Genomic DNA, 26,001 nt, shown 5'->3' with positions numbered 1-26,001 from the left:
CAAAGGCGGCTCGGCTGAGGATCAGTCCTCGAAGGCCGAACGCTTGCCGGAGATCTGACGCAGGAAGATGCCGCTGAAGATCCGGGCCGGCGGCAGCTCCAGCGTGGAGTCCGTGTAGCCGGTCTTGCCGGGGTCGAAGCCCGAGGCGTTCGGGTCGATCTGGAAGCCCGGGTTCAGGAAGCCGTCGCCGTTGTCGTCGGCGAACTGCTCCACGTGGCCGTCGGCGAACAGGATGTTGGCCGACCCGCCGTGCACGGCGAACCAGTCACGCGTGTCCTGCAGGTAGTAGCCGGCGGGCTCGCCGTTCGGGCCCGAGTTGGCGCCGTAGGGCGAGCTGCACGAGCCGTTGTTGTCGCACTCGAGCTGAGCGGTCAGGTTCTCGTTCGAGTCGATCAGCTTGACGGTCATGTTCGAGGGGTCGACGAAGGCGGCGCCGTCGTTGAAGGCCTCGGTCAGCTGCTCGCCGGTGCGGATGAACGTGACCGACTCCTGGTTGTTGTTGGCGAACGGGTCCACGGTGCTGCCGAACACGCCGGCCGAGGCCTGCAGCGTCGGGCCGTAGGCCAGGTCGACCGGGTTCGCGGGCACGGCGCCGGTGGACGACATGGGCGCCTGGGCGAGCAGGGCCTCGTCGATGTCACCGGGGCCGGCGTCGCCGAGGATGGGGATCTTGCTCGTAACGACCGTCGCGTTGTCCATCACCGCTTGGGTCAGCGGGCCGAAAGAGCCGGCCAGGCCCTTAAAGCTGCCGATCGACGACGACTCGATGTCGGTGATCGCGCCGCTGGCGGAGCCCTGCGTCTTGGGCTCGGTGCGGACAAAGTAGTAGCTCGCGGCGTAGTTGGTGTTGTAGCCGCGGGCGACGATCGCGCGGGCGACAAACGCCATCCGCTCGGGCGAGCCGGGCGAGGTGCCGCCCCAGCCGGCGCCGGTGGCGCCGCCGGTGAAGCCGTTCCACGAATCGGCGCCGGCCAGGCCGGCCTGCAGCTTGGCGAGCGGGGCGCCGTCCTTGCCGTCGTCGGTCTCGGCGCCGTAGAAGTCGTTCAGCTTCTCCGAGCCCTTCAGCGGGTTCGACGGGCAGAGCATCGCGTTCGGGTCGGCGGCCTTGATCTTCACCAGGTCGGCCACCCAGCCGTAGGTGTCGGGCGAGCCGTCACGGCGGTAGTCGTGGGCGCCGGTGCACAGGCGGTGGGCCGGGTCGGAGTCCATGAAGACCTGGAAGCCGATGCCGAATTCCTTCAGCTGCTGCTTGCACTGGGCGCGGCGGGCGGCCTCACGTGCCTTGCCGGCGGCGGGCAGCAGGATAGCGACAAGCACGCCGATGATGGAGATCACCACCAGCAGCTCGACAAGGGTAAAACCCTTGGGGTTGCGTTTCATCTGTATTGTCCTTGCAGGTGTCCGAACCGCAGTTGCTGCTGCCGCTCGGCGTGTGAATAATAAGTTAAGAGTTTCACGACTCGCGGGCCCGGCCCCTGGCGCCATGGCTTCATTTGCCGATGAAGCCGCCAGCGGGTCTGGGCTCGTTTTGTTGGTGCGTGGTGCTCGATCAGTGAGCCGGTATCCGGATTGTGGGTGCTAGCTGAGCGTCTCCTTTCAGTGGTGGTTGTGCTGTGCTCGCGAGGGCGCCCGGCAGAGGCGGGCGGGAGAAGCGGCCGCCGGGCGGTTAGAACCCGTGCGGCGCGGTCTTGCTGAAGAGCGTTGTGTCGGGCGCCTCGACCATCTCGTCTTCGTAGCCGTTCTGGCCGTCGGCGGGGAAGCCGTTGTTGATCAGGTCGTCCCGGTTCTCGTCGTTAAAGATATGCACGCTGCCGTCGGCCATCAGCACGTTGCACACGCCGCGGTGCACCGGCGAGAAGCCGCGGTAGTCCTGCTGGACCTCCTGGGCCCAGGTCTTCCACCAGCCGGACGGCCCTCCACGCGGCGTGCCGTCGGGGAACTGGGGCGGCTGCATTGCCTGGCTGCATCCGGTAGCGCCGGCCGACCGGCAGACGGGGCCGCGGGTGAACGAGCCGACCAGCAGCGAGCCGCGACTCAGGTTGCCGATGTCCTGGCTCAGCTCGCCGCCGATTCCACCGTCGGCGAGCAGCGGGATCAGGTTGCTGGCGGACTTGGACGCGTCCACCAACGCCAGGGTTAGCGGACCGACGCTGGTCTGACGGCTGCGGAGCGTCTTGCGGTCGGCGATGCCGCAGCCCTTCTTCCCGCTATGGACGTTGCCGTTGCCGTCGAGCCGCGGCTTCGCCCGCACCAGCAGCCAGCTGGCGGTGTAGTTGGTGTTGAAGTTCTCATCGATCACATCGGCGCGGATCTGGTCGGCCCGGCTGGCCTCGGTCAGGTTGTTCTCCAGGATCCGCCGGCAGGGGTTGATGATCTTCTCGCCGGCCGGGTTGGTCGTACCCTCGCTCCCCTTGCCGTCAAACTCCTCGCAGCCGGGCGAGAAGCCGGGGCTGGGGAAGTTGGCGCCGCTGCTGAAGGTCAGCAGCTGGTCCAGCACGATCGAACCACGCGCGGGGTTCGCGCGGCACAGCATGTTGCCGACAGGGATGCCGTCGTTAACCATGTCGGCCACCCACCCCTTCTCGGTGATGCAGCCCTCGTTCTGCCAGTCGAAGGCGCCGCTGCAGAGCTGCCCGCGGTTGCGCTCGGCGCGCGAGTGCAGCCCCACGCCGAACTGGCGGAGGTTGTTGCTGCACTCGGTGCGGGCGGCGGCGGCCCGGGCGGCGGTCATCGCCGGGAACAGCAACGCCACCAGGATCCCGATGATGGCGATCACCACCAGCAGCTCAACCAGCGTGAACGCGCCACGCAGAGCGTAGCGGCCTGCGCAGGCGTCAGCTTTGCGAATGTCTGATACGAGAAAGAGCTCGGACGCCGCGCGACGGGCGCGACGCGTAACTTGGCATGCCATTGCTTGACCGATGAATCCGTAGGGCCCAGGCCCAGAGAATTGTCTCTAGGCGCAAGGAATCAGACCTTGGGCGCCTCCTCGCGTTCCTAAGGCCCAGAGGATAGCGGCATCGATCTGCGGGTAGGTGAAGCCAGAGTTAAAAGCAGATGTAGAAAAAGTGAAGAAAGGTGTGCGCAAAAATGCACTTCACGGGCGCCGCAATCCATGTTTTGCAACTGGCATTTAGAGTTGCGGCAAACGCCGGTCACACGCACGAGGTTTGGCGTGATTGGGCAGCTCAAAGAGGAGAGAGAAGCGGTCGCCCGCTGTAGATGACTAGCCGCGGCGGCGACCAGCGCCGAGCAAACCTGATGCGGCGAGGAGCAGCACCATGGCGGCTGGCTCCGGCGCCGGGGCGGCGCCTGGCGCGGCGGACGAGGCGCCGAAGTTGGCCCGCCATAGTAAGTAGTCTTGCTGGTCCACCAGGCCCTGACTGGCGCCGGACTCGTCGCCGTTGCCGGCCAGGTCGAACGCGCCGCCCAGGTTGTCCCTCCAGAGCGTGTAGTCGGCGGCGTCGACCAGTCCGTCGCCGTTGAAGTCGCCCGGCAGGGCGGGGCCGTCGCCGATGAGCAGCAGGATCTGGCCCGGCGTGGCGTAGCTGACGCGGTACCCGTCGGTTACGGCGGCGAAAGCGCCGCTGAGCGCGCCGGTGTACTCGGCGATCAGCAGCGGGCCGGCGGACGACCCTCCAAGCGTCACAACGTCGAGCGTCGCGACGCCGCCCAGGTTGAGGTCGCCGAGCACGCTGAGCAGGTCGGCGGACTCGCCATCAAGCTCCACCTCGAGCGACCCGCTGGCGAATGTGAGGTCGCCCTCGACGGTGGTCTGGCCGATCGACCACCCGGGCGCGACAGCGCCGCCCTCGACGGTGAAGCCGAAACCCACCTCGTCGGCGTGGAGCTTGCCGCCGGTGAGTTGCAGCATTCCGCCGGGGGCCTTCTCGATCCGCTGGGCGTACAGCTCTCCGCCGCTGACGCTCAGGCTCGCGGCGTCGGTTGGGGACTCGCCGAGCTCGATCAGCCCGTTGCTGACGCCGGTTGCCTCGACCATCAGCCAGCCGCCTTCGACCCGGAGTTCTGCCTGATCGCCGACGAACACGCCGCCCGCGTGCTGCCCGACCGCGTCGACCAGGGCGGCGCCACTCTCGACGCGCACCTGGTCGAAGCGGGACGGCTGCCAGGGAATATCCCAGTTTTGCGTGAGCGCGTAGCGGTTGCTGCTCGCGCCAGTGAACACCAGCGGCGCTGTCGCGGGCCAGGCGGCCACGTCGTTCAGGTACTCTTCGAGGTCGGTGTAGCCGTCGGCGTCGAAGTCGGCGTTGTTGTTCGCCACGCCGGTCGGCAGGCCGTGGACCTCTTCCCAGAAGTTGGGCATGCCGTCCTGGTCGTCGTCCCAGCCCGGGCTGTGCTGGAACGGCGCCGCGCCGGTCGACGGGTCGGCCCGCAGGGCGAGCATCTGTCGCCACTCGACGCCCTCGTTGGGGTCGTCGTTGAAGGGGTCGTCGGCCCAGGCGAGGATCTTGCCCGTGCCGGTGCGGGTCTCGTTGAAGAGCCGCTGGTCCACGAACGTGCGGTCCCACCACGTGGCGCCGGCGTAGTCGAGCACGCGGTTGTACGCGTCGGCGGCGCTGTCGGTTACGCCGTGGTAGGGCGTTTGGGTGAACGCGCCCCGCTGGATCGAGCCCGAGAAGGTCGCGGTGGAGGTGTCGTTGGCGTCGCCGTCCTTGTTGGTGTCCTTGAGGTTGTCGTCGAAGAAGACCTTGGTGCTGGAACTTCCGCTGAACACGCCCGTGCCGCCGCTCCGCTGGGTGATGCCCGGGTTGGAGCCGCCGATGGGGTCGTCGCCGCCGGGGCCGGCGAGGTAGAAGTTGCCGATGAAGTTGTTCTGGCTGGGCTGGCCCCCGGCGCCCTGGCCGGCCGTGCCGAACCAGTTGTAGAAGACGTTATTGCGGAAGTCGTTGTAGCCGCCGACCGAGGGGTCGGTGAGGTCGCCGGTCTCGGTGCCGACGCGCGGCAGGCGGCCCTTCTGGTGCGCGTACAGGTTGTGGTGGAAGCTGACATTGGCGCCGGAGCCGGGCTGGATCAGCGACCCCAGGCCGTGCCCGGTGAAGTTGCCGCCCCCCTCGGCGTCGGCCTGCGGGTAGTTCTGCCCCTGCGAGATGCTGCTGTACTGAACGGTGAGCTCGTCCGCCAGTTCGTTGACGGAGACCGTCTCGTCGGTGGCGTAGAGCGTGGTGACGTGGTCGATCATCACCTGCTGGCCGCTGATGTCCAGCGCGTCGTACACGTAGGCGTCCGGGAAGTCGCCCGGCGTGGGCTCGACGCCGTCCTCCGGCTTGGCGAAGTTCCGCATGCCGTAGCCGGGGGCGATAGTGACGTTCCGCAGCACGGTGTTCTGGCCGTTGGCCTTTATCACGCCGCCCATGATCATCACGGGCCCCGGCGCCGTCTGGCCAGCGATCGTGACGTTGCTGCCCAGGTTGAGCCGCGACTGGGTGTCCCAGCCGTTGTCGTGGCCGCGCTCGGCGCCGTACCGCCCGAGCCAGAACGTCCCCGCGACGTCGAACACGATGGTCCGCGCCGCGCCGCCGAAGTTGCTGTCGCTCAGCCCGTAGCGGAGCGTGCCGGGGCCGGAGTCGCTGAAGTTCTGGTCCACCTTTGTGACGTGGTACACCAGGCCGCCGCGTCCGCCGGTCGCGACCGATCCCGCGCCGTCGGCGCCCGGGAACGTGGGCAGCGGCTGGGCGGCGGCGGGCAGAACGAGCAGCGGCAGGCAGGCGAGCCAGCGGAGCGGGTGGGGGGGCATTCGTCGCGGGGGGCGTGCAAGGGGGGAAGGGCAGCGAAGGGGATGAGCCGCGCAGCTTTCAGGTTAACTGCGGGCCGGGCGGCACGCACGCGACTGGCTTGAGGATGCGGCCATCGGCGGAGCGATTGCAAACGGCAAGCGCCGCCTCCGGCGGCGCTACTGGTTCATCACCTGGCGGAAGTGCCCGGGCGTGACGCCGAACTCGCGTTGGAACGCGACGCGCATCTGCTTGACCGACGAGAACCCGGCCCGCTGCGCGATGCGGCTGATGCTCTGCTTGGGGTCTTCCTTCAGCAGGTGCTTGGCGAGCAGCAGCCGCTGGCGGCGGAGGTACTGGTAGGGCGTCTCGCCGAGGACGTCGCGGAAGGCGTACTCCAGCCACCGGCGCGAGACCTCCGACTGGCGGGCCAGCTCGTCCACGGTGATCGGGTCGGCGATGTAGTCGTGCAGGTAGGAGAGCGCCCGGCGGAGCCGCTCGTCGGTCACGGCGAAGGTGGCGGTGGAGTCGCGCTCCACGACCTCCAGCGGCGGCACGAAGGCGTCGCGGTCGGAGAGCTCCTCGCCCCTCAGCAGCCGGTCGAGCATCTCCGCCGCGCGGTAGCCCTCCAGCTGGTCGTTCCGCGAGACGCTCGACAGCGTCGGGTGGACGTGCTCGCAGATCACCTGCTCGTTGTCGACGCCCAGCACGGCGATCTGGTCGGGCGTCGACAGGCCGTACTGGCGGCACGCGTCCAGCACGTGCCGGGCCCGATAGTCGGACACTGCGAACACGCCGCAGGGGGTCGGGAGCTGCTGCAGCCAGGTTGAGATCTGCTGGTGCTGCTCCAGCCAGACGGTGCCGCGGAAACCGAACGTCGGGGTCGACAGGTGCCGCTCGCAGGTGGCGTCGTTCTGGGCGAGCCGCTCGCTGAAGCCGATCCACCGCTGCCGCGAGTACTCCACGTCGGACAGGCCGTAGAACGCGAAGTTGGTGAAGCCGCGGCTCAGCAGGTGTTCGGCCGCCAGCTTGCCGATCGCCAGGTTGTCGACCATCGCCCGCGGCACCGGCGACTCGGCGAGCGTGCTGGAGATGTTCACCACCGGGATGGACATCTCGGCGGCGCAGGCGGCCTCGACTGGGGTGTTGATCGCCGCCAGCACGCCGTCGCCGGGCCACTCGACCAGGTCGAGCACCGACAACGCCAGCGACTCCGGCGCCACCGTGAAGGACCAGCACAGCCCCTTCTCCGAGGCGTACCGCGTCACCCCTTCGATGAAGTGTTCTTGGTGGGCGCCACGGGGGAAGGCGAGGGCGATTTGCTGGAAACGCGGCACGTCTGCTCGACTGGCTGTTCCGGGTTGGTTGGACTCCACGCGCGTCGGATGGGCGGCCGGAGCTGACCGGTCGTCAATCGTGAGCGGGGTCGAGGGAGATGAGTTGCTCATGGGTCTGCTGGAGGGCTATCTTTGGCGTAGTTCGCGGGTCACTGCAATTCCGAAACGCGTTGTTGTCTGAATAAAGGGCGGACTCGGACGTTACTCTTCGCCGCTGGCAACAAGCCCCCTTTTGCGACAGCCCACCGCCCGCCCGTGCTGGCGGGTGGTGAGGCTGGTAAGCTGAACGGGTTCTGTTGCTCCCTTCTCGATAGCGAGTCTCGTGCATGCAGCCGGCAAGCGGCGTACAACCCGTTGGCATGATCGGTCTGGGCCTGCTCGGCGCCGCGTTGGCCGAGCGGCTGCTGTCCGCCGGGCACGAGGTGCACGTCTGGAACCGGTCGCGCGACAAGGCCGAGCCGCTGATCGATCGCGGCGCCGTCTGGTCGGATAATCCGTTGGCGGATTGTCGCCGCGCGGTGGTCTGCCTCTACACGACGGACGTCGTTGAGCAGGTGCTGCGGCAGATGGACGCCGGGTTGCAGCCGGGGACCACGCTGGTCGACTGCACCACCGGCGATCCTGACCAGACCGCCGCACTCGGCGCAAGGCTGGCCGGCCGCGGCGTGGACTACCTGGAGTCGCCGATCGCCGCCTCCAGCGAGCAGACGCGGCAGGGCCAGGCGATGGCGCTGGTCGCCGGGCCGCGGGCGGCGTTCGACGCGTCGGCCGACCTGTTCGAAGCGATCACCGCCCAGGCGCACTACGTTGGCGGGTGGGGCGCGGCGGCCAAGATGAAGCTGGTGAACAACCTGATCCTGGGCCTCAACCGGGCCGTGCTGGCCGAGGGGCTCGTGTTTGCCGAGCGGCTGGGGCTCGAGCCCAAGACCGCGCTGGAGGTGCTCCGGCAGGGCAACGCGTACTCGGGGGTCATGGACACCAAGGGCGCCAAGATGGTCGACGGCGAGTTCTCGACCCAGGCCAAGCTCACCCAGCACGCCAAGGACGTACGGATCATCGCCGAGCAGGCGGCCCAGCAGGGCCTGCGGCTGCCGCTCACGGCGAAGCACCTCGAGCTGCTCGAGCTCGGCGAGCGGCTCGGCATGAGCGAACAAGACAACAGCGTCATCATCCGCGCGATCGAGCACGCCGCGCAACAACCCGAGGCCGCAGCGCGGTAGCCCGCCCGCAGGCCGTTCAAGACACCCAACCCTCAGGCGCCCAGCCGTGAACCACACCAGCCGCCGCGACTTCCTCAAACTCACGACCGCCGCGGCCGCCGGGATGACGCTAGCCGGCCCCGCCCGGGCAGCGGGCGCCAACGACCAAGTGCGGATTGGGCTGGTCGGCTGCGGCGTGCGCGGGCGGTCGTTCCTGCAGCACGTTGTGGCGGTGTGCGACCCCGACAGCGAACGCCTGGCTACGGCCGCGGCGTCGGCCGGCGTCGGCGAGGCGGACGCCGTGTCGGACATGCGGCGGCTGTTCGACCGGCCGGACATCGACGCGGTCGTGATCGCCGCACCGGACCACTGGCACGCGCCGGCGGCGATCCTGGCGTGCGCGGCGGGCAAGCACGTGTACGTCGAGAAGCCGGTCAGCCACAACTTCCGTGAGACCCAGCTGCTGATGGCGGCCGCCGAGCGGGCCGGCGTGCAGGTGCAGCACGGCACGCAGCAGCGCTCGCGGCCGTTCACCCGCGAGGCGATCGCCATGCTGCACGACGGCGCCATCGGCGACGTGCTGGTCGCCAAGGCGTGGAACATCCAGCACCGGGGCTCGATCGGCAAGCACAAGCCTTCCCAGCCGCCGGCCACCGTCGACTACGACGCCTGGGTCGGCCCCGCGGAGTGGATGCCGTACCAGGAGAACCGGTTCCATTCCGACTGGCACTGGTGGCGCAACTTCGGCACCGGCGACATCGGCAACGACGGCGCCCACGAGGTCGACTACGCCCGCTGGGGCCTGGGCGTTGACGCGCTGCCCAACCGAGTGACCGCGCTGGGCGGCAAGTACTTCTACGACGACGACCAGCAGTTCCCCGACACGGCCAACTGCGGGTTCGAGTTCGACCTGCCCGACGGCAAGAAACGCCAGCTGTTGTTCGAGATGCGGCTGTGGAGCCGCAACTACCCGATGAACTGCGACTCCGGCGTCGAGTACTACGGCACCGCCGGGCAGATGTTCCTGAGCAAGCGGGGCAAGCTCCGCGTGCTGGGCCCCAAGAACGAGGTGGTGCTGGAGAAACGCCCCGGCAAGGAGGACAGCTACGCGCACGTAGCGAATTTCGTGGACGCCATCCGCGGCGACGCCAAGCTCAACGCCCCGCTTATCGAAGCCCACCGCAGCATCGGCCTGATCCACCTGGCTAACATCGCGCTGCAGACGGGCGGGGGACTGAAGTTCGACCCCGACGAGCAGCGCGTGATCGACAATCCCCATGCCGCCGCGCTGCTGGGCCGTACGTACCGCGAGGGCGGCCACTGGGGCGTGCCGCAGGACATGGAGCACGGCGATGCCTAGCAGCCCTATTTACCGATCGCCCCAAGATTCGCCCGTAGCCCCCGGCTCTGCCGGGGGATTGCCTGCGGGCGATCGATGCGCGGGAATTCATCCCCCGGCGGAGCCGGAGGCTACGGGGCGATTGGTGTTTCGGAGCCTGTTGGTTGTTGCGGCGCTGGCCGGTTCGCACGGCGTGTGCGGGGCTGGCGAGCAGGTTGAGTTGGCCGTTGCAGAATCGCCCGGCCGCGTGGCGCTGACCGCCGGCGGCGAGCCGGTCATCACCTACGTCTATCAGGACGAGCAGATCAGCCGCCCGTACTTCTGCGACCTGTTCGGTCCCGGCGGGGTGCGGGTGTCGCGCAACCACCCGCCGATTGCCGGGCAGGACAAGGCGGACCACCCCGAGTACCACCCCGGCCTGTGGCTGGCGTTCGGCGAGCTGAGCGGCGCGGACAACTGGCGGCTGAAGGCGCCGGTCCAGCACGCGCGGATGCTGCAGCCTCCGACCGTCGACGGCGGGGTGGCGTCGCTGGCCGTCGAGAACCGCTACGCGAACCCCGCTGGCGGCGAGCCCTTGTGCAGCGAACGCTGCCGGTACGAGCTGCACGCCACGCCGTGGGGCTACCTGCTGACGTGGGACAGCACCTTCTACGGCGATCGGCCGTTCTCGTTTGGCGACCAGGAGGAGATGGGCCTGGGCATTCGCATGGCGACCCCGCTCCGCGTCGAATCCGGTGGCGGGCTGCCCGACGGCACGGGCCGCATCCTCGACGCCAAGGGGCGCGTCAACGCCGCGGAGGTGTGGGGCCAGACCGCCGACTGGGTCGACTACTCCGGCGTGCAGGACGGCCAGCCGGCCGGCGTGACCCTCTTCTGCCCGCCGTCCAACTTCCGGCCGACCTACTTCCACGCGCGGGACTACGGCTACATCTGCGCCAACGCGTTTTCCACGGCGGCGTTCAAGCTGGGCCCCGCCTCCCGCACCGAGGTGAAGCCGGGCGAGAGCCTGCGGCTCCGCTACGGCGTGCTGCTGTACGCGGGCGCGGAGCTCACGTCGGACAAGATCAACGACGCCTACCAACACTACCTCGAGCTTCTCGCCGCTACGACGACGCAGTGATGGAACACCAAGTCACGAAAGACTAGCTCGCAGCGCCGCCTCGTCCCGCGCGATCAGCATTGGACTCGATGACTGGATGGCTTCGTGGTTCCTCCGCCGTTCAACAACTCATCCCGAACGCAGACAGTAGACCTCTCGCACGATGCAGCCGATTGATTGGGCCGTTCTGCCGCTGTACCTGATCGGCATCACTGCGCTGGGCGCGTGGACCGCGCGGCGGGTGAAGAGTTCGGGCGACTTCTTCATGCCCCGCCGGTTCGGCAAGGCGATGATGGTCACCTTCGCGTTCGGCACCGGCACTTCGAGCGACCAGGCCGTGACGGTCGCGTCGAAGACGCTCACCAACGGCCTGTCGGCCATCTGGTGGCAGTGGCTCTGGCTGCCGGCCACGCCGTTCTACTGGCTGATCGCCCCGGTCATGCGCCGGCTGCGGGCGATCACTACCGCCGACGTGTACGAGCTGCGCTACGACCGCAGCGTCGGCGTGCTGTTCGCTGTGGTGGGAGTGGCGAGCCTGATGGCGAAGATCGGCCTGCTGCTGGAGGGCGTTGGCGCGATGGTCGACGCGTGCACCGGCGGCGCGGTCAGCGCTACACTGGCGATCATGGTTGTGACCGCGCTGTTCGTCACCTACGGCATGGCGGGCGGGCTGGGGGCGGCGATCGTCACCGACTTTGTGCAGGGCCTGATGACCGTGCTGTTCTCGTTCCTGCTGCTGCCGTTCGTGCTGCAAGCCACCGGCGGCCTGGAGGGCGTCAAGGCGACCATCGCCGCGCACAACCCGCAGATGCTCAGCCTGGTGGTGCCGGGCAAGATCGACGCGTTCTTCGTCGTGATGTTCTCGCTGCAGGCGCTGGTGGGCATCGTGGCGTACCCGTTCATCATGGGCGTGTGCGGCGCCGGCCGCACCGAGCTGGACGGCCGCGTCGGGTTCATGTGCGGCAACATCCTCAAGCGGGTCTGCACGGCCGCCTGGAGCCTGACCGCGCTGGGCGCGGTGGCCTGGTACCTGCAGTCGGGCGTCACGCTGACGGACGTCACGCCCGACCACCTGTACGGCAACATCGCCCGCGAGTTCCTGCCCGACGTGCTGCCGGGGCTGCTGGGGGTGTTCCTGGCGTGCCTGCTGGCGTCGATCATGAGCTCGTGCGACGCGATCATGATCTCGTCCGCCGCGCTCTTCACGGAGAATGTTTACAAGCCGGTCGTGCCGCGGCGGTCGGAGCGGCACTACATCCAGGTGGGCCGCGTCTCGTCGCTGGTGGTGGTGACCTGCGGCGTGCTGTTCGCGTTCTGGACGCCCGACGTGGTCGAGGCGCTGAACTTCTGGTTCAAGATCTCGCCGACCATCGGCATCGCGTTCTGGATCGGCCTGCTGTGGCGTGGCGCGACTCCGCTGGGCGCTTGGGCCGGCACGCTCGGCGCGATCGCCGGCTGGTTCGCTGCCTCGCGGGGCGCGACCGCCCAGTGGCTGGCCCAGTTCGAGGCCGCCCGCGAGTGGCACGTGGTCAGCGGCAGCGGCGACGCGCTGCAGGTCAACGACCCGTGGGTCATCCTGACCTACATGGTCGCCGGCGTGGCGGCGTGCGTGGCGGTGAGCCTGGTGACCCCGCGGACGCCGGCCGAGCGCCTGCAGCGGTTCTACGACCTCACCCGCACGCCGGTCACGCCGGACGAAGAGATCGCCGAGCCCTGCACGCTGCCGCCGGGCGTCGCGCCGGCCGAGCGCCGCATGCTGCTGACCTGGGGCGGCCTGGAGGTCCCGATGCCGTCCGCTACCAGCTGGCTCGGCTTCTCCGCCGGCTGGGTGATGGTTGCCGCGCTGATCGGCGGCTTCCTGTGGATCGTGCGGTAGCGGGGGCAGGCAGACGACTGAGCGCGGGCTTAGCCCCCCGACAGGTCCAAGTAGTAGACCATCGCGATGACATCCATCAGGAAGTGCGCGGTCACCACGGGCCACAGGCGGCGGGCCCACGCGAAGTAGGCGCCAAACACCAGCCCCACGCCGAGCACCGAGACCATTCCGTAGGTTCCTTGGTAGGCGTGGTAGGCCGCGAACAGGCAGCTTGACCCCAGCACGGCACCTTCGGTTGGGACGCCCAGCGACCGCAGCCGTGTGATCAGGAAGCTGCGCATCGCCAACTCTTCGGCGAACCCGTTCGCCAGGCTGGAGATCAGCACCAGCGTGAGCGCCAGCAGCGGACTCGTCGATTCTGAGGAGACGTGTTCGACGGCCTCGCCCACGCCGTGCAGGTCGAAGCCCAGCGCGGTCAGCAGCCCGGCCGCCACGCCGGCCATGAAGTACGACAGCACAATCAAGCCGAAAGCCACCGCGGTGTCGCGGGCCAGGCGGTACGGCCGGAACCCGTACTCGGCCCAGTCGACGCGCATCAGCCGCATGATCACCAGTAGCGGAACCGAGACCTGGATGCTCCGCACGATCAGCTGCAGCGTGAAATCGACGACCGAGTACTCACCGGCCCAAGCGCTGTCGGAGTACAGGAAGCAGTTGGCGATGTCTGGCAGCACCGCCAACGCGAGCAGCGCGAGGAGGTCGTACTCCCGCCGCGGCGCCGGCTGGTCGTCGTCCACGGTCGCAAGGGGGTCGGCGGGCACAATGTCCGCCGGCTCGCTCTCTTCTATCTCCACACAAATCCTTGGTGTCAGAATAGGGGCTGCAGCGTCGCCGCTGCAGTGTAGGGGAGGGGATCCTCCCACGCCAACTCGCGAGCCCCCGGGGCGATCCTCTCGACCTGGGACCCGGTTCGGAGGTGCTCTGCGGGCTTTTTAGCGACCAGGCGGCACGGGGGTTTGTTTTTGAGTACAATGCAACCCATCGCCGCCGCTGGCGGCTGGTCCCCCCCTTACCGCTCACCAACCGACCGCATGCCCCGTCCCCTCGCCGCGTGGCTGCTGATCGCAGCCGTAACCGCCGTCCCCACCGCGCGCCCCTGCCACGCCCAGGGCACGCAGGCCGACTACGACCGCGCCGACGCGCTGGCCAGCAAGGTCCGCGGCAAGGTCACCCGGATGGACGTGCGCCCCAACTGGCTGGAGGGCGGCTCGCGGTTCTGGTACCGCGTCGACCTGGGCGACGACCGCGCGCAGTTCATCCTGGTCGACGCGGAGGCCGGCAGCCGCGCTCCCGCCTTCGACCAGGACCGCCTGGCCGCCGCGCTGTTCGCCCGCACCGGCCAGCGGCACGACGCCGACCAGCTGCCGTTCCGCACCATCGACTTCCCGGCGGACGGCGTGCTCGGCTTCAGCCTCGACGGCAAGGGCTGGCGGTGCGACCTGGAAACCTACAACCTGACCGAGGCCAGCGCCGACGACGCGCCGGAGAAGTCGACCGTCCGTGTGCTCGGCGGCATCCGCCCCGAACGCGGTACCGGTGAGGAGACGCAAATCACGTTCATCAACCGCACCGAGAAGCCGATCACCCTGGCGTGGGTCTCGTCCGGGTCGCGGCGCGAGTACGCCACGCTCGAGCCCGGCAAGTCGCACGTGCAGCACACCTACGACGGCCATGTCTGGGTGGCCGAGGACGACGATGGGGAAACCGTGGGCGTGTACCAGGCGGTGTCGCCGCCCGGCGCCGCGGTGGTGGACGGCTCGTGGGAGCCCCGCGACCGGCGCCGGCGTGGCCGGGGCCGGCAGGGCGATGGCCAGCGCGACCGCGGCGCGGCCTCGCCGGACGGACGCTGGCGGGCCGAGATCCAGGACGACAACGTCGTGCTGATCGATCTGGAGTCGGACGAGCGGAGACAGCTCACCGATGACGGAACCCCTGACGACGCCTACCGTTCGCGCTTCTTCTGGTCGCCCGACTCGGCGAAGCTGATCGTGCTCCGCGAGCAGCCGGGGCAGGACCGAGAGATCTCGTTCGTCGAGTCCACGCCCGACGACCAGCTGCAGCCCAAGCTGCACACCTTCGAGTACGTGAAGCCGGGTGACCGCCTGGCCAAGACGCGGCCCTGCCTGTTCCACATCGAGGACAAGGAGCAGGTCGAGGTCTCCGACGAGCTGTTCGACAACCCGTGGAGCATCGAACGCTTCGCGTGGGAGGAGGACTCCAGCCGGTTCACGTTCCTCTACAACCAGCGGGGCCATCAGGTGCTGCGGGTCGTGGCGATCGAAGCCGAGAGCGGCGAGGCCACCCCCCTCATCGACGAGCAGGCCGAGACCTTCCTCTGCTACAGCAGCAAGCTCTACCTGCACCGCGTGGCGGACAAGCCGGAGTGGCTCTGGATGTCCGAGCGTGACGGCTGGTGCCACCTGTACCTGGTCGACGAGCAGGGCTCGGTCCGCCCGATCACCAGCGGCGAATGGGCCGTCCGCGGCGTCGACCGCGTGGACGACGAGAAACGCCAGGTCTGGTTCCACGCCGGCGGCTACGACTCCGATCAGGACCCCTACCACGTCCACCACTTCCGCATCAACTACGACGGCTCCGGTCTGGTCCGCCTGACCGAGGGCGACGGCACGCACGACCTGACCTACTCGCCCGACGGGCGCTACTACCTCGACCGCTACTCGCGCGTTGACTTGGCGCCGGTCACCGAGCTGCGCCGCAGCGACGACGGCAAGCTGGTCTGCGAACTGGAACGCGCCGACTGGTCCGATCTGCTCGCCGCCGGCTGGCAGCCGCCGCTGAGGTTCACCGCCAAGGGCCGCGACGGCCAGACCGACATCTACGGCATCATCCACCGCCCCACCAACTTCGACCCCGAGAAAGAGTACCCCGTCATTGAGGCGATCTACGCCGGACCCCATTCCGCGCACGTGCCCAAGCGGTTCGCCCCCTACCACCGCGCGCAAGCGATGGCCGAGCTGGGGTTCATCCTCGTGCAGATCGACGGCATGGGCACGTCGCACCGCAGCAAGGCTTTCCACGACGTCTGCTGGAAGAACCTGGGCGACGCCGGCTTCCCCGACCGGGTCAAGTGGATCAAGGCGGCCGCCCAGCGCTACCCGTGGATGGACGCCGACCGCGTCGGCATCTACGGCGGCTCGGCCGGCGGGCAGAACGCCATGGGCGCTCTGATCTTCCACGGCGACTTCTACGACGCGGCCGCCGCCGACTGCGGCTGCCACGACAACCGCATGGACAAGATCTGGTGGAACGAGCAGTGGATGGGCTGGCCGGTGGGCCCCCACTACGAGGCGGCCTCCAACGCCGCCCAGGCGCACCGCATGCAGGGCCACCTGCTGCTGACCGTCGGCGAGCTGGACCGCAACGTCGACCCCGCGTCTACGATGCAGGTGGTCGACGCGCTGATCAAGGCCGACAAGGATTATGAGCTGATCGTGTTCCCCGGCGGCGGCCACGGTGCCGGCGGCAGCCGGTACGGCCAGCGGCGGATGCGCGACTTCTTCGTCCGCCACCTGTGGGACCTGGAGCCGCGGCGGTAAGAGTAGCGGACAGGGCGGGTCACGCGGCGATGCGATCTGCTGCGCGTCGTCTTTCCGCCGTGCTCAGCACCCGCCACACGCCCAGCTCGCAAACGGCGATGGCCGCGGCCATCGGCACCGCGGTGCCGTTGTGCAGCAGGCCGACCGCGGCGCCGGTCAATGCCCCGACTGCGTACTGCAGCAGGCCGAGCACGGCAGAAGCCGCCCCCGCCTGGCCCGCGAACGGGGCCATCGCCGCGGCGACCGCGTTGGGGAACAACAGCCCCAGCATCGCCACGCACACAAACAGCAGCGTGTAGAACAGCCAGAACCCGCCCAGCCCGGTCGCCGCGACGATCAGCAGCCCCACGCCCGCCGCGGCCGACACCCGCGCGCCGAACATCAGCAACGCGTGCGGGCCGAAGCGCGGCAGCAGCCGGCGGTTGACCTGCGCCATCGCCATCAGCCCCACCGCGTTGCCGGCGAAGAAGCCGCTGAACGCCTGGGGCGAGAGCCCGAACCGGTCCATGAACACGGTGGGCGCGGCGGCGATATAGGCGAACAACGCGCCGGACGACAAGCCGATAGCCGCGGCGTAGCCAAAGAACGTCGGGTGGGCGAGCAGCCCGGCGCTGCGGCGGAGCACGCCCGCCAGCCGAGGCGCCCGCCGCTCGCGCGGGAGGGACTCTTCGAGCGTCGCGGCGACCGCCGCCGCGCACGCCAGCCCGATCGCGGCCAGCACCCAGAACACGGACCGCCACGGGGCGAAGGTCAGCAGCTGGCCGCCGACCAGCGGCGCCGCCACCGGCGCGACGCCCGTCACCATCATCAGCAGCGAGTACACGGAGGCCGAAGCCGCTTCGTCGAACAGGTCACGCACCACCGCGCGGGAGATCACTAGGCCCGCCGCGCCGGCGAAGCCCATCGCGAACCGCGCCGCGATCAGCCAGCCCACGGCGGGCGCCAGCAGGCACCCCACCGCCGCGACCGCGAACCCCACGCAGCCCGCCAGCAGCGGCGCCCGCCGCCCGTAGCGGTCGCTCAGCGGGCCGATCACGAACTGGCCAACCGCCAGCCCCGCTAGGAACAGCGAGAGCGTCAGCTCCATCGTGCCGTCGGGCGCGGCCAGGTCGCGTTGGATCTGCGGGAACGCCGGCAGGTACATGTCGATCGCCAGGGGCGAGAACGCGGTGAGCGTACCCAGCAGCACCACCAGCCCGGCTGTCGGGCGGGCGTGGTCCGGTGCGGCGGCTGGCGGAGCTGTGTCGGTCGACATCCGGCCACCGTACCAATGGCCCCGCGGGCCGTCGAGGTTGTGCATGACTTGTTTCGGCCATGTTGCGCTTGAGTGCAGCCGGTGTCCCGATTCGATAGAATGATCCGGGCCTCGCCGCCGCGCCCACCAACTGACAGGACTCGCCGCCCATGCCTCGCCCCCTGCTTGCCGCTGTTGTGCTACTGGCCGGTTACGGGCTGGCGCCGCGGAGCTCCGCCGTCGCGCCGACGGAGTTGACGCCTCATCAACCCTATGAGGGCCAGTTCGGTGAGCCGGTCACCTACGAGATCGACTTCCGCGCGGTCCTGACCGCGCCGTACCACACCGAGAAACTGCGGGTCTGGATCCCCACGCCGCCGAGCGACGCGATCCAGCAGGTCGTCTCCGACCGCTTCAGCACCTTCCCGGCAGAGGTCGAGCCGACCCACGCCAGCGAACCCCTGTATGGCAACCGTTTCGCCTACTTTGAGTTCGACCACCCGCAGGGCGCGCAGATCATCCGCCGGCAGTTGACTGTTGTCACCCGCGAGGTGAAGTGGGGAGTCGAGGCGGGACGCGTGGCTTCGGTCGATGAGTGGCCCAGCAGTTTTGCCCCCTACTTGCGGACCGATGAGTCGGTCGCCATTACGCCCGAGATCGAGGGCGTGGTGCGGCAGGTGTCGCGGCCGGCCGAGTCGGGTTTCGGTAACCTGCTCAACGCGATCGACTGGGTTGACGCCAACCTGACGTACGACCACTCGCGGGCGTCGCTGCAGGCCAGCTCGCGGCACGCTATTACGCAGCGCACCGGGCACTGCAGCGACTACCACGGCCTCTGCTCGGCGTTTGGGCGGGCGCTCAGGTTCCCGACGCGCGTCACCTACGGGCTGGCGCTCGTGCCGAAGAACTCCCCATCGCACTGCAAGCTGGAGGCCTTCCTGCCGCCCTACGGTTGGGTGAGCTTCGACGTCTCGGAGACCCAGAAGCTGATCGACCGCATCGAGTCCGACAAGTCGGTCCCTGAATCCAATCGCGAGTCTCTCGGTGCGGCCGCCCGCGGCCGCCTGCACAGCGGCTTCCGCGAGTCGGCGTGGCTGCTGATGACGCGTGGCGCCGACTACGACCTGGCGCCCCCCGCCGGCCGCCGGGTGAACGTGGTTCGCACGCTCTACGCCGAAGCGGACGGCGAGCCGCTCCCAGAGCCCGACCCGGCCGACGCGTCACAACGCGAGTACGGTTGGATGACCGCCCACCGCTACGCCGCCAGCCGCGACACGCCGCACCCGTTCAAGGACCCCGCCACGCTGCGTGGATGGAAGGTGGACAGCCCAGTTCAATCTGCGCCCGAGTAGCACGGCACCGATTGGCGGCTCCGCAGAAACGCAGTACTTAGGTCCCCGAGGCTTGGCAACCGGGTGTTGCGCGCTAGCATCGTGATGAGGATTCAGTTATCGAACCGTGGGCCCTTCGCAGGTGTCCGCGGCTCAGGTTGGCCGTGGAGGTGGGCATGTGGCGAATCGGTTGCTCGATCGTAGCTCTTGCACTGGCGGGCTTGACTCTGGGGGCGGAGCGGGGCGACGAGCCGGATGGCTTCCCCACGCCGGAGGGCGCTAGCCGCGAAGCACTCGAAGCTCTCACCGCGGCGAGCCAGCCCGGCGCCGACCAGCAGGCCGCCGCCCGCCGGGTTGTCGAGCTGCTCCCACCGCCGATGCCGGTGGGTGCCGCGCTCCGCGTGGCGCTCGATTCGGGCGATGCTCAGCAGCTCGCCGACGCGGTGCGGGCCGCGCGAGAGATGCTCGCCTTCACGCCCCGCAGCGAGGCTGCTCTGCCCAAAAAGTTCCCCACGTACACGCCGGTCGGCGTGATCGAGGTGAAGGAGTACCCGGCGCTCCGTCGCGCGCAGGCCGGCGAGTTCTTCACGCTGTTCAACCACATCACGTCCAACGGCATCGCGATGACCACCCCGGTTCGCATGGAGTTCGCCGAGGCCGACGGCGGCCGCATGCGTCAGCAGAACATGAGCTTCTACTACGGCGCGCCCAGCATCGGCGAGGCCGGCCGACAGGGCCGCGTCGAGGTGAAGGACGCGCGGCCGCAGCGGGTGCTGGCGATCGGCGTCCGTGGCGACGCCTCGCCCGAGGCGATCGCCGCCGCCAACGAGCAGCTGACCGCCTGGATCAAGCGGCACGACGAACTGGAAGCCGCCGGCCCGGTGGTGGTGATGGGCTACAACAGCCCGATGGTGCGCGGCGACCAACGGTTCTTCGAGGTCCAGATGCCGCTAGCCGACAAGCAGTAGCCCGCACGGGCGGCTGCGGGCGCTGCGCCTCCCGCTCGCCGGCAGCGACTAGCCGATCCTCTAGTTCTGAAGTAGCCCTTTGCGGCAGCCGGTCCAACGACCTGCCCGACTGCGCTTGGCAGCGCTATCTCCGCGGCGTTCCCGCCTGCTTTAGCGTGCTATCCCAACCTTCCGGCGCGATCGTGCCATCCGTGCAGGTCGGCGCGACACGACAACCTACCTGCCTGGCCAAGCCTCGGCTCTCGGGTGGCCGAAAACAGAATTGGGGGGATGGGCGACCGCGAAACGCTGGCACAGGGCTCTGCCGATGACCGAACCTCCGTCCCGCCTACGCGCCGGGTGCGTGAAGCACCTGCGTCTCGTCGCTGCCGTGTGGGTGCTCGCCATCGGTCCGCCGCTCGCGGCGCAGGAATCCCCAACCTCATTGGTGGCCGACACCACGAGCCCGCGTGACACGCTGCAGAGCTTCATCACCGCCTGCAACGAGCTCGACCGCCGGATCCGCACCGACAAACGCTTCGACCGCAGCGACCCGCTCCACCTGGCGGTCGCCGAGATGGCGCTCGACTGCATCGACGACAGCGAGATCCCGGCGTACGCCCGCGCGGAGAAAGCGGGCGAGGTCGCGGTGTGCCTGAAGGAGATCCTCGACCGCGCGGAGCTGCCGCCCTGGGACGAGATCCCCGACGCCGAGCAGATCGCCGAGGCCGGCGGCATGGAGCAGCTGAGCTACTACCGCATCCCCAACACCCGCATCACGATCGCGCGGGTCGAGGACGGACCGCGGCGGCACGAGTACCTGTTCACGCCCGGCACGGTGGAGCTCGCGCAGCCCTACTACGAAGCGATCAAGGGCCGGCCCTACCGCACGAGCGGGCCGCCGGTTTCCAAGGGCTTCTACCGGTGGTACCTGTCGGCGCCGGGCAACGAGTTCCTGGCGAGGGTGGTCGACCGCCTGCCGGAGGGCGTCCGCGTGGGGCGCACGCTCGGGCTGGCCAACTGGAAATGGATCGGGCTGCTGGTCACCACGGCCGCCTCGCTGGCGGTGATGGTGCTGTGCTACCGGCTGCAGATCCGCCTGACGCAGCGGGCGGCGGAGCGCAGCCTGCTGGGGTACTGGCTGACCCTTGCGCTGCCGGTCACCGCGGCGCTGTCGCCGCTGGCGCTCCGCTACGTTGCTCACCACTACCTGACGCTGCGGAGCCTGCCGCTGTACGTGGTCGACTTCGCGGCGATCCTGACGGCGATCCTGGCGGCCACGGTCGTGATCTTTGGGTTCAGCAACCGCCTGGCGGCGACCGTGATCTCATCGCGGTACATCAACTCCGCGGGGCTCAACGCCCAGCTCATCCGCATCGTGTCGCGGCTGGCGAGCCTGTTCGCCACGGTCACCCTGTGGCTGGTGGGCGGGCAGTACCTGGGCATCCCGGTGGCCACGCTGCTGGCCAGCGCCGGCATCGGCGGTGTTGCGGTCGCGCTCGGGTCGCAGGACACGCTCCGCACGCTATTCGGCACGCTCAACCTGCTGGCCGACAAGCCGTTCCGCGTCGGCGACCGCATCATCTTCAAGGGGTACGACGGCGTGGTCGAGGACATCGGCCTGCGGTCCACCTGCATCCAGCTGCTCTCGGGGCACCAGGTCAAGGCGCCCAACGACCAGCTCGCCAACGCCGACATCGAGAACGTCAAACGCCGACCCTACATCCGCCGCACCGGCCGGCTGATGATCCCGATCAACTCCGGCGCCGAGAAGGTCGAGCGGGCGGTGGTAATCGTCCGCGACCTGCTGCGCGACCACGAGGGCATGGACCCCGAACGCCCGCCGCGCGTCTACCTGGACGAGTTCACCCCCGAGGGCTTCGTCGTCGAGTTCAACTACTGGTATTCGCCGCCCGACTACTGGGAGTTCAAGGCCTTCGGCGACCGGCTGAACCTCGCCATCCTCCGCGGGCTCGAGGTCGAGGCGATCCCGCTGTCGCTGCCCCAGCGGCACTCGTTCTGGAAGCAGGACGACGCCCAGGGGCCGCTGGACGTGCAGGTGGTGGGGGCCGCGGAAGGATAACCACCGCGCGGGCAGACACGGCGAGAGCCCGGGCGGGCGCGCCCGGGCTCTCGTTGCTTAGTAACGTGTCGTCGGCTTGCGGTGCTAGATGCGGCCCGTCAGCAGCAGCACCAGCAGGATCAGCAGCAGCAAGCCGCCGATGCCGCCGATCGCGACATTTTGCACTAGGGCCGCCACAATCAAGATGACGATCACCGTACCGATTAGTCCAAGACGCATTATCGTGTCCTTGTAGGTTGTAGGTGCAGGGAACGGAGGTCGGCCGGCGTTGATCAGGCCGTCACCGGGTAGGTGGCGCGGCCGGCGTGGGCGCCGAGCCAACCACCCAGCAGGGCGATGCCCAGCGACGTCGCGGCGCCGGCGAACGAGACCCACAGCACCGCCTGCGTATAGTCGCCGATTGTTTCAGCCGTCTGGCGGGCCGCCTCGCGGTACTCTTCCACCTCGGCCTCGACGTCCTCGGCGGCGCCGTCCCACAGCTCGTCCACTTCGGACTCGCTCAGCGTGGTGTTGCGGGCCAGGGCCTGACGCGCCTCCTCGGGCTCGCCGTTGTAGAGGCTGACGAAGATCGACCGAGCGGCGTTGGCGTCGAGCTGCTGGATCGCGGTGCGGACCTCGCTCCGGCTCACGTCTGCGCCCCCTCGGGCGTCGAGCGACGCGGCGTAGGGAGCAACCTGATTAGCGAGGCGGTTCTTCAAGTCTTCGCGGAGCGGCGCCTCGTTCTCCGGGTCGCCGATCAGCTCCTCGACCTCTTCGTACAAGCCGTCGACTAGCGCCTCGGCGTCCTGCTGCGACAGCTCGGTCGCGCCGGCCAGCAGCTCGGCTGCGCCCTCGGCGTCGTCGTCCATCAGGTCCTGCGACAGGCGGCGCACCGTGCGCTGATCAAGATCCTCGACCGCACTGCGGATCTCGTCCTCGGTCAGACGCTCGCTGCTGTTGGCGGCTAGCTCGACCGCCTGGTCCGCCAGCCGGTCCTTCACCCGCTGGGCGACGTCGGTCTGCATGGCCGACTGGACTGTTTCGCCGGCGCCAACCGCCGCTGCGCCGATCGTCTGAGACGTCGCTGCCGCCGCGTCCGCGGTAGCGGACAACGCCCGCTGGCCGGCGCTCATCAGCATCGACAGTCCAAAGTAGGTCGTCACGATCACGGCGAGCGTCGCAACGCCCCACAGCGTCAGGCCGTGGAGCATGCCCGCGAAGTCGTCGATCGAGCCGGCCAGACGGGCAGTGGCGAGCGAACCGATAAAGAACGCCACCAACCAGCTGACGATCGTCCAGATGGCGGCGGCGTCATCCAGTCCGCCCTCCATAGTGGCGGAGTCGTAGGCGTCGCCGATGCTGACCCCTAGGGCTAAGCCGAGCAGGTGCAGCAGCCAACACAGGCTCAGCGTGATAACCACGCCGGCCAGGACGGCGGCCCAGGAGATGCGCGGCGCCAACGCGACCGGTCGCGCGACTTCGTGGACGGTTTCGTGTGTGTGTTCGTTCATGGGGCGTCCTCCAGCTCGATGAAGTAACAAGGCGAATAAACAGGCAGAGTGCCTCGTCACCTCGTTTGGCAACTCGTGCGCCAATCGAGAACGTCACGGGTTATTCCCGTGCCTCGGAAGAATGCACAGCACGCCCCGTGACCAGGATGCGCGATGGGGGGTCAGTCCGGCCGCCGAGCACGCCGGCTAGGTAAGGTAGGCGGTATTGCGCCGGGCGAAAAGCTACGGCTCGCCTAGCTTCTGCTCGATGCGTCGCGCGTCGTCACACGGGGAGTCCCAGTTAATCGAAAGCATACTGCCGCTCTAGTCCTTCGAGCATGGCAGCGCCGCGTTCGCACGCTAGGCCGCGAGGTTCCTCCGCGGCCTAGCGATGAAAAACCGCTCTGCCTGGCGTCCCGTCACTCGGCCATCTTGGCGAACAGCGCCGCCGCCGAGGACTCGATTTCCGCGGGCGTCATCTCTTGCAGCTGGGTCGCCACGCCCCACTCGTGGCCAAACGGGTCGCGCACGCGGGCGAAGCGTTCGCCCCAGAACTGGTCGGCCAGCACGGTCGCGCCGGCGTCGGCCATCGCACGGACCACCGCGTCGCAGTCGTTCACGTACAGGTGCACGGCCACGGTGGTCCCGCCCAGGGCCGCCGGGCTGGCCTGGCCTCCGTGCTCGGGCAGCTCCTCGCTGACAAAGAACCGCCCGCCGCCCACGCGGAACTCGCAGTGCATCACCCGCCCGTCCGGCATGTCGAGCCGCAGGCTCGGCTCGACGCCGAACACGCGGGCGTAGAACGCCACGGCCGGTCCCGCGTCGCGGATGCTGAGGTAGGGGACAAACTGGCAGCCGGTCGGCGTGGGCATCGGGCGGGCTCGCGGGGGAGGGGAAGTAGGAGTATCGGCCGCCGGGCGGCGTCAGGCCAGCGGTTCCTGCTTCTCGGTGATCGGCGGGCAGACGGCCGCCTGCTGCGCGTTGAGCTCGATCGACGACCGCCACTGGTCGGGCACCTCGTCCTCGTAGAAGATCGCCTCAACCGGGCACTCGCTGCGGCAGGCGTCGCAGTCGACGCACGACTCCGGGTCGATGTACAGCATCCGGTCGCCCTCGCGGAAGCAGTCGCAGGGGCAGACCACGACGCAGTCGGTGTACTTGCAGCCGTCGCACGGCGGGGTAACCACGTAAGCCATGAGCGTTCTCCTTTCGACAAGACGGGAGCGAACCCGGCGGGGAAAGGTTCGCTCTAGACTGACTAGCGTCCACGAATTGACCCGGCTGCGTCGTGCCTGAATAATCGCGGTCAGGTTTGCCGAGCAACTCCGCGGCTTGCGAAGCCGTCCGTACCACTCGCCATTCTCTGGAGGAGGCGAAAGCCATGGACTACGCGCTGCTCCCGTTCCCGACCTACACCCGCGAGCGCGACTACGCGGGCCGCCCCGATCTGCGCGCCGCCCTGGCGTCGGGCGCGCGGTCGGTCTCCGCGGGCTCGATTAGCAATCTGGAGTTGCTCGACCACCTTGTCGAGGTGCTCCGCGACCTCCCCTGGAAGATCATGGTGGATCACTGCCACGAGCAGGAGGGGAGCCTGCACGTCGCGGTGCTAGCGACCGACCTGGGGCGGAGTCTCGAAAAAGGGGACGAGGTGAACGCCGGGTTCTTCCTGCAGAACTCGGAGGCCGGCCGGTTCGACACGCTGGCCTGCGCCCGGGTGTTCCGCGTGGCCTGCTGGAACGGCATGCTGCTCGAGTGCGACGAGGGGCAGTCGTTCTGTGTCGCCGCCGGCGGCGACAGGCCCGGCGCCTGGCGGGAGAAGATCAAGGAGGTTGTCGACCGGTCGTTCTGTGGCGACGGGATCGACGTCGACGCCGCCCGCTTCCGCGCCACGACGCAGCAGATCGTCATGACGCCGTACGAATTCCTGTGCAACCTCTACGCCCAGGGGCTCATCACCGACGACGAGCAGCACTCGATCCAGCGCGCCTTCGACGAGGCCGCCGACTTCTCAATGTACGGCGTGATCAACGCGGTGACCCAGGCGGCGCACGGCCTGCGAGCCAACGACCGCTGGGCCCGCGCCTTCCAGATCGAACGGCTGGGCGGCGAGATCCTGCGCGGCGACCACAACCTTCCGGCCCAGGACCCGGTGTTCTCTCGGTAGGCGCAGGTGGGTGGGAGTTGATGATTGTGCGGATCGGCCCGTTGTCTAGGCGCCGGACCCGTTTTCCGTGAGGAGGCATGCCGGGCATCCTCGCCTGGATAGTTAGCCGGGATGTTGGGAGCAAACACTGGGGCGGGAACCTGCCGGTTGCTTATTACTACTCGCACTGCGGGCGAGCCCGCAGTGGCGCCCTGGGTCGCAGCACCTAGTTCGGCTCCTATCGGGAATGTTGTAGAAACCGGCCACCCCGCGCGGTCCAATGAGGGGTTGGCGGCCGCTCTGTCGGCGTTGTGATGCCGGTTAGGGGTCGGGTCGGCGGCTCGTAGCTCGGATCGTTTTGTCCGTTTCCGGCGCGCGTGAACGGACAAAACCCTGCCGTGTGGTTGGGGGGCGATCGGCGCAACCGACTGTTTTTAAAGCAGTTAGCGGAATCGGGGCGGCGGTGTGCGGCGAGTTTTGTAGCTCTGTAGAAAGCTTCTAGATGTTTAGAGGATCATGAGGTTGAGAGTGAGGGTCTTGAGGGCGGCTTCGCGTCGCTGCATGGGCTTTTTTCGTGCTCGCAGCTGGGGCCCGAGGAGGCGTTTGAGCATGCTGATGGTGGTCTCGGCCTGGGCGCGTTGCCCGTAGCGGGTGG

19 protein-coding genes are annotated in these 26,001 nt (G+C 68.8%); 9 read left to right on the top strand and 10 right to left on the bottom strand.

What is annotated here, in order from left to right; translation table 11 throughout:
* Positions 1-21: 21 nt before the first annotated feature.
* The 4 genes from KOR34_RS27390 to KOR34_RS26015 form a co-directional block, all read right to left on the bottom strand.
* Positions 22-1,380: a prepilin-type N-terminal cleavage/methylation domain-containing protein gene (locus tag KOR34_RS27390; RefSeq protein WP_146569083.1), complete on the bottom strand. Its 1,359-nt coding sequence runs from the start codon at positions 1,378-1,380 to the stop codon at positions 22-24.
* A 286-nt stretch (positions 1,381-1,666) separates the two neighbouring features.
* Positions 1,667-2,911, bottom strand: coding sequence for a DUF1559 family PulG-like putative transporter (locus KOR34_RS26025; RefSeq protein WP_146569082.1), 1,245 nt, complete (start codon positions 2,909-2,911; stop codon positions 1,667-1,669).
* Positions 2,912-3,226: 315 nt separating this feature from the next.
* Positions 3,227-5,755 (bottom strand): pectate lyase family protein, encoded by a 2,529-nt coding sequence (locus KOR34_RS26020; RefSeq protein ID WP_146569081.1) that lies wholly within the window; start codon positions 5,753-5,755, stop codon positions 3,227-3,229.
* A gap of 156 nt (positions 5,756-5,911) precedes the next feature.
* On the bottom strand, positions 5,912-7,180 hold the full coding sequence (locus KOR34_RS26015; RefSeq protein WP_146569080.1) for an AraC family transcriptional regulator: 1,269 nt from the start codon (positions 7,178-7,180) through the stop codon (positions 5,912-5,914).
* Positions 7,181-7,395: 215 nt separating this feature from the next.
* On the opposite strand from KOR34_RS26015, the gene KOR34_RS26010 reads away from it, so the two are divergent.
* The 4 genes from KOR34_RS26010 to KOR34_RS25995 all read left to right on the top strand — a co-directional run bounded on the left by KOR34_RS26010 (position 7,396) and on the right by KOR34_RS25995 (position 12,582).
* Positions 7,396-8,289: an NAD(P)-dependent oxidoreductase gene (locus KOR34_RS26010; RefSeq protein ID WP_146569079.1), complete on the top strand. Its 894-nt coding sequence runs from the start codon at positions 7,396-7,398 to the stop codon at positions 8,287-8,289.
* 46 nt (positions 8,290-8,335) lie between these two features.
* A complete protein-coding gene (locus KOR34_RS26005) occupies positions 8,336-9,628 on the top strand; it encodes a Gfo/Idh/MocA family oxidoreductase (RefSeq protein ID WP_197531760.1) in 1,293 nt (430 codons plus the stop codon).
* A gap of 124 nt (positions 9,629-9,752) precedes the next feature.
* On the top strand, positions 9,753-10,727 hold the full coding sequence (locus tag KOR34_RS26000; RefSeq protein ID WP_197531759.1) for a DUF6807 family protein: 975 nt from the start codon (positions 9,753-9,755) through the stop codon (positions 10,725-10,727).
* 142 nt (positions 10,728-10,869) lie between these two features.
* Positions 10,870-12,582, top strand: a complete 1,713-nt coding sequence (locus tag KOR34_RS25995; protein WP_146569077.1) for a sodium:solute symporter family protein — start codon at positions 10,870-10,872, stop codon at positions 12,580-12,582.
* A 29-nt stretch (positions 12,583-12,611) separates the two neighbouring features.
* On the opposite strand, the gene KOR34_RS25990 is transcribed toward KOR34_RS25995, so the two are convergent.
* Positions 12,612-13,376 (bottom strand): CPBP family intramembrane glutamic endopeptidase, encoded by a 765-nt coding sequence (locus tag KOR34_RS25990; protein ID WP_146569076.1) that lies wholly within the window; start codon positions 13,374-13,376, stop codon positions 12,612-12,614.
* Positions 13,377-13,613: 237 nt separating this feature from the next.
* On the opposite strand from KOR34_RS25990, the gene KOR34_RS25985 reads away from it, so the two are divergent.
* The gene (locus KOR34_RS25985; RefSeq protein ID WP_197531758.1) at positions 13,614-16,139 is read left to right on the top strand and encodes a prolyl oligopeptidase family serine peptidase; all 2,526 of its coding nucleotides are present in this window, start codon (positions 13,614-13,616) and stop codon (positions 16,137-16,139) included.
* 19 nt (positions 16,140-16,158) lie between these two features.
* Here KOR34_RS25985 and KOR34_RS25980 read toward each other — a convergent pair whose 3' ends face one another.
* A complete protein-coding gene (locus KOR34_RS25980) occupies positions 16,159-17,394 on the bottom strand; it encodes a multidrug effflux MFS transporter (RefSeq protein WP_146569075.1) in 1,236 nt (411 codons plus the stop codon).
* A gap of 149 nt (positions 17,395-17,543) precedes the next feature.
* On the opposite strand from KOR34_RS25980, the gene KOR34_RS25975 reads away from it, so the two are divergent.
* From KOR34_RS25975 to KOR34_RS25965, 3 genes are all read left to right on the top strand, one after another.
* The gene (locus KOR34_RS25975) at positions 17,544-18,725 is read left to right on the top strand and encodes a transglutaminase-like domain-containing protein (RefSeq protein WP_146569074.1); all 1,182 of its coding nucleotides are present in this window, start codon (positions 17,544-17,546) and stop codon (positions 18,723-18,725) included.
* Positions 18,726-18,880: 155 nt separating this feature from the next.
* Positions 18,881-19,672 (top strand): heme-binding protein, encoded by a 792-nt coding sequence (locus KOR34_RS25970; protein WP_146569073.1) that lies wholly within the window; start codon positions 18,881-18,883, stop codon positions 19,670-19,672.
* 307 nt (positions 19,673-19,979) lie between these two features.
* Entirely contained in the window at positions 19,980-21,734 is a 1,755-nt protein-coding gene (locus tag KOR34_RS25965) for a mechanosensitive ion channel family protein (RefSeq protein ID WP_146569072.1), read from the top strand.
* Between the two features lie 84 nt (positions 21,735-21,818).
* Here KOR34_RS25965 and KOR34_RS27360 read toward each other — a convergent pair whose 3' ends face one another.
* The 4 genes from KOR34_RS27360 to KOR34_RS25950 all read right to left on the bottom strand — a co-directional run bounded on the left by KOR34_RS27360 (position 21,819) and on the right by KOR34_RS25950 (position 24,399).
* On the bottom strand, positions 21,819-21,953 hold the full coding sequence (locus KOR34_RS27360; RefSeq protein ID WP_261342706.1) for a hypothetical protein: 135 nt from the start codon (positions 21,951-21,953) through the stop codon (positions 21,819-21,821).
* A 53-nt stretch (positions 21,954-22,006) separates the two neighbouring features.
* Positions 22,007-23,224 (bottom strand): hypothetical protein, encoded by a 1,218-nt coding sequence (locus KOR34_RS25960; protein WP_146569071.1) that lies wholly within the window; start codon positions 23,222-23,224, stop codon positions 22,007-22,009.
* A gap of 398 nt (positions 23,225-23,622) precedes the next feature.
* Positions 23,623-24,075, bottom strand: coding sequence for a VOC family protein (locus tag KOR34_RS25955; protein ID WP_146569070.1), 453 nt, complete (start codon positions 24,073-24,075; stop codon positions 23,623-23,625).
* Positions 24,076-24,126: 51 nt separating this feature from the next.
* Positions 24,127-24,399 carry a ferredoxin family protein gene (locus KOR34_RS25950; protein WP_146569069.1) on the bottom strand — a complete coding sequence of 91 codons (273 nt, stop codon included), beginning with the start codon at positions 24,397-24,399 and terminating at the stop codon, positions 24,127-24,129.
* Positions 24,400-24,584: 185 nt separating this feature from the next.
* Between KOR34_RS25950 and KOR34_RS25945 the strand changes: the two genes are divergently transcribed.
* Positions 24,585-25,367 carry a hypothetical protein gene (locus KOR34_RS25945; RefSeq protein WP_146569068.1) on the top strand — a complete coding sequence of 261 codons (783 nt, stop codon included), beginning with the start codon at positions 24,585-24,587 and terminating at the stop codon, positions 25,365-25,367.
* Positions 25,368-26,001: the final 634 nt, after the last annotated feature.

Source organism: Posidoniimonas corsicana (assembly GCF_007859765.1).
Taxonomy (GTDB): Bacteria; Planctomycetota; Planctomycetia; order Pirellulales; family Lacipirellulaceae; genus Posidoniimonas; species Posidoniimonas corsicana.
Note: the sequence above shows the minus strand (reverse complement) of the source record. Positions and strands in the feature narration are given on the sequence as shown.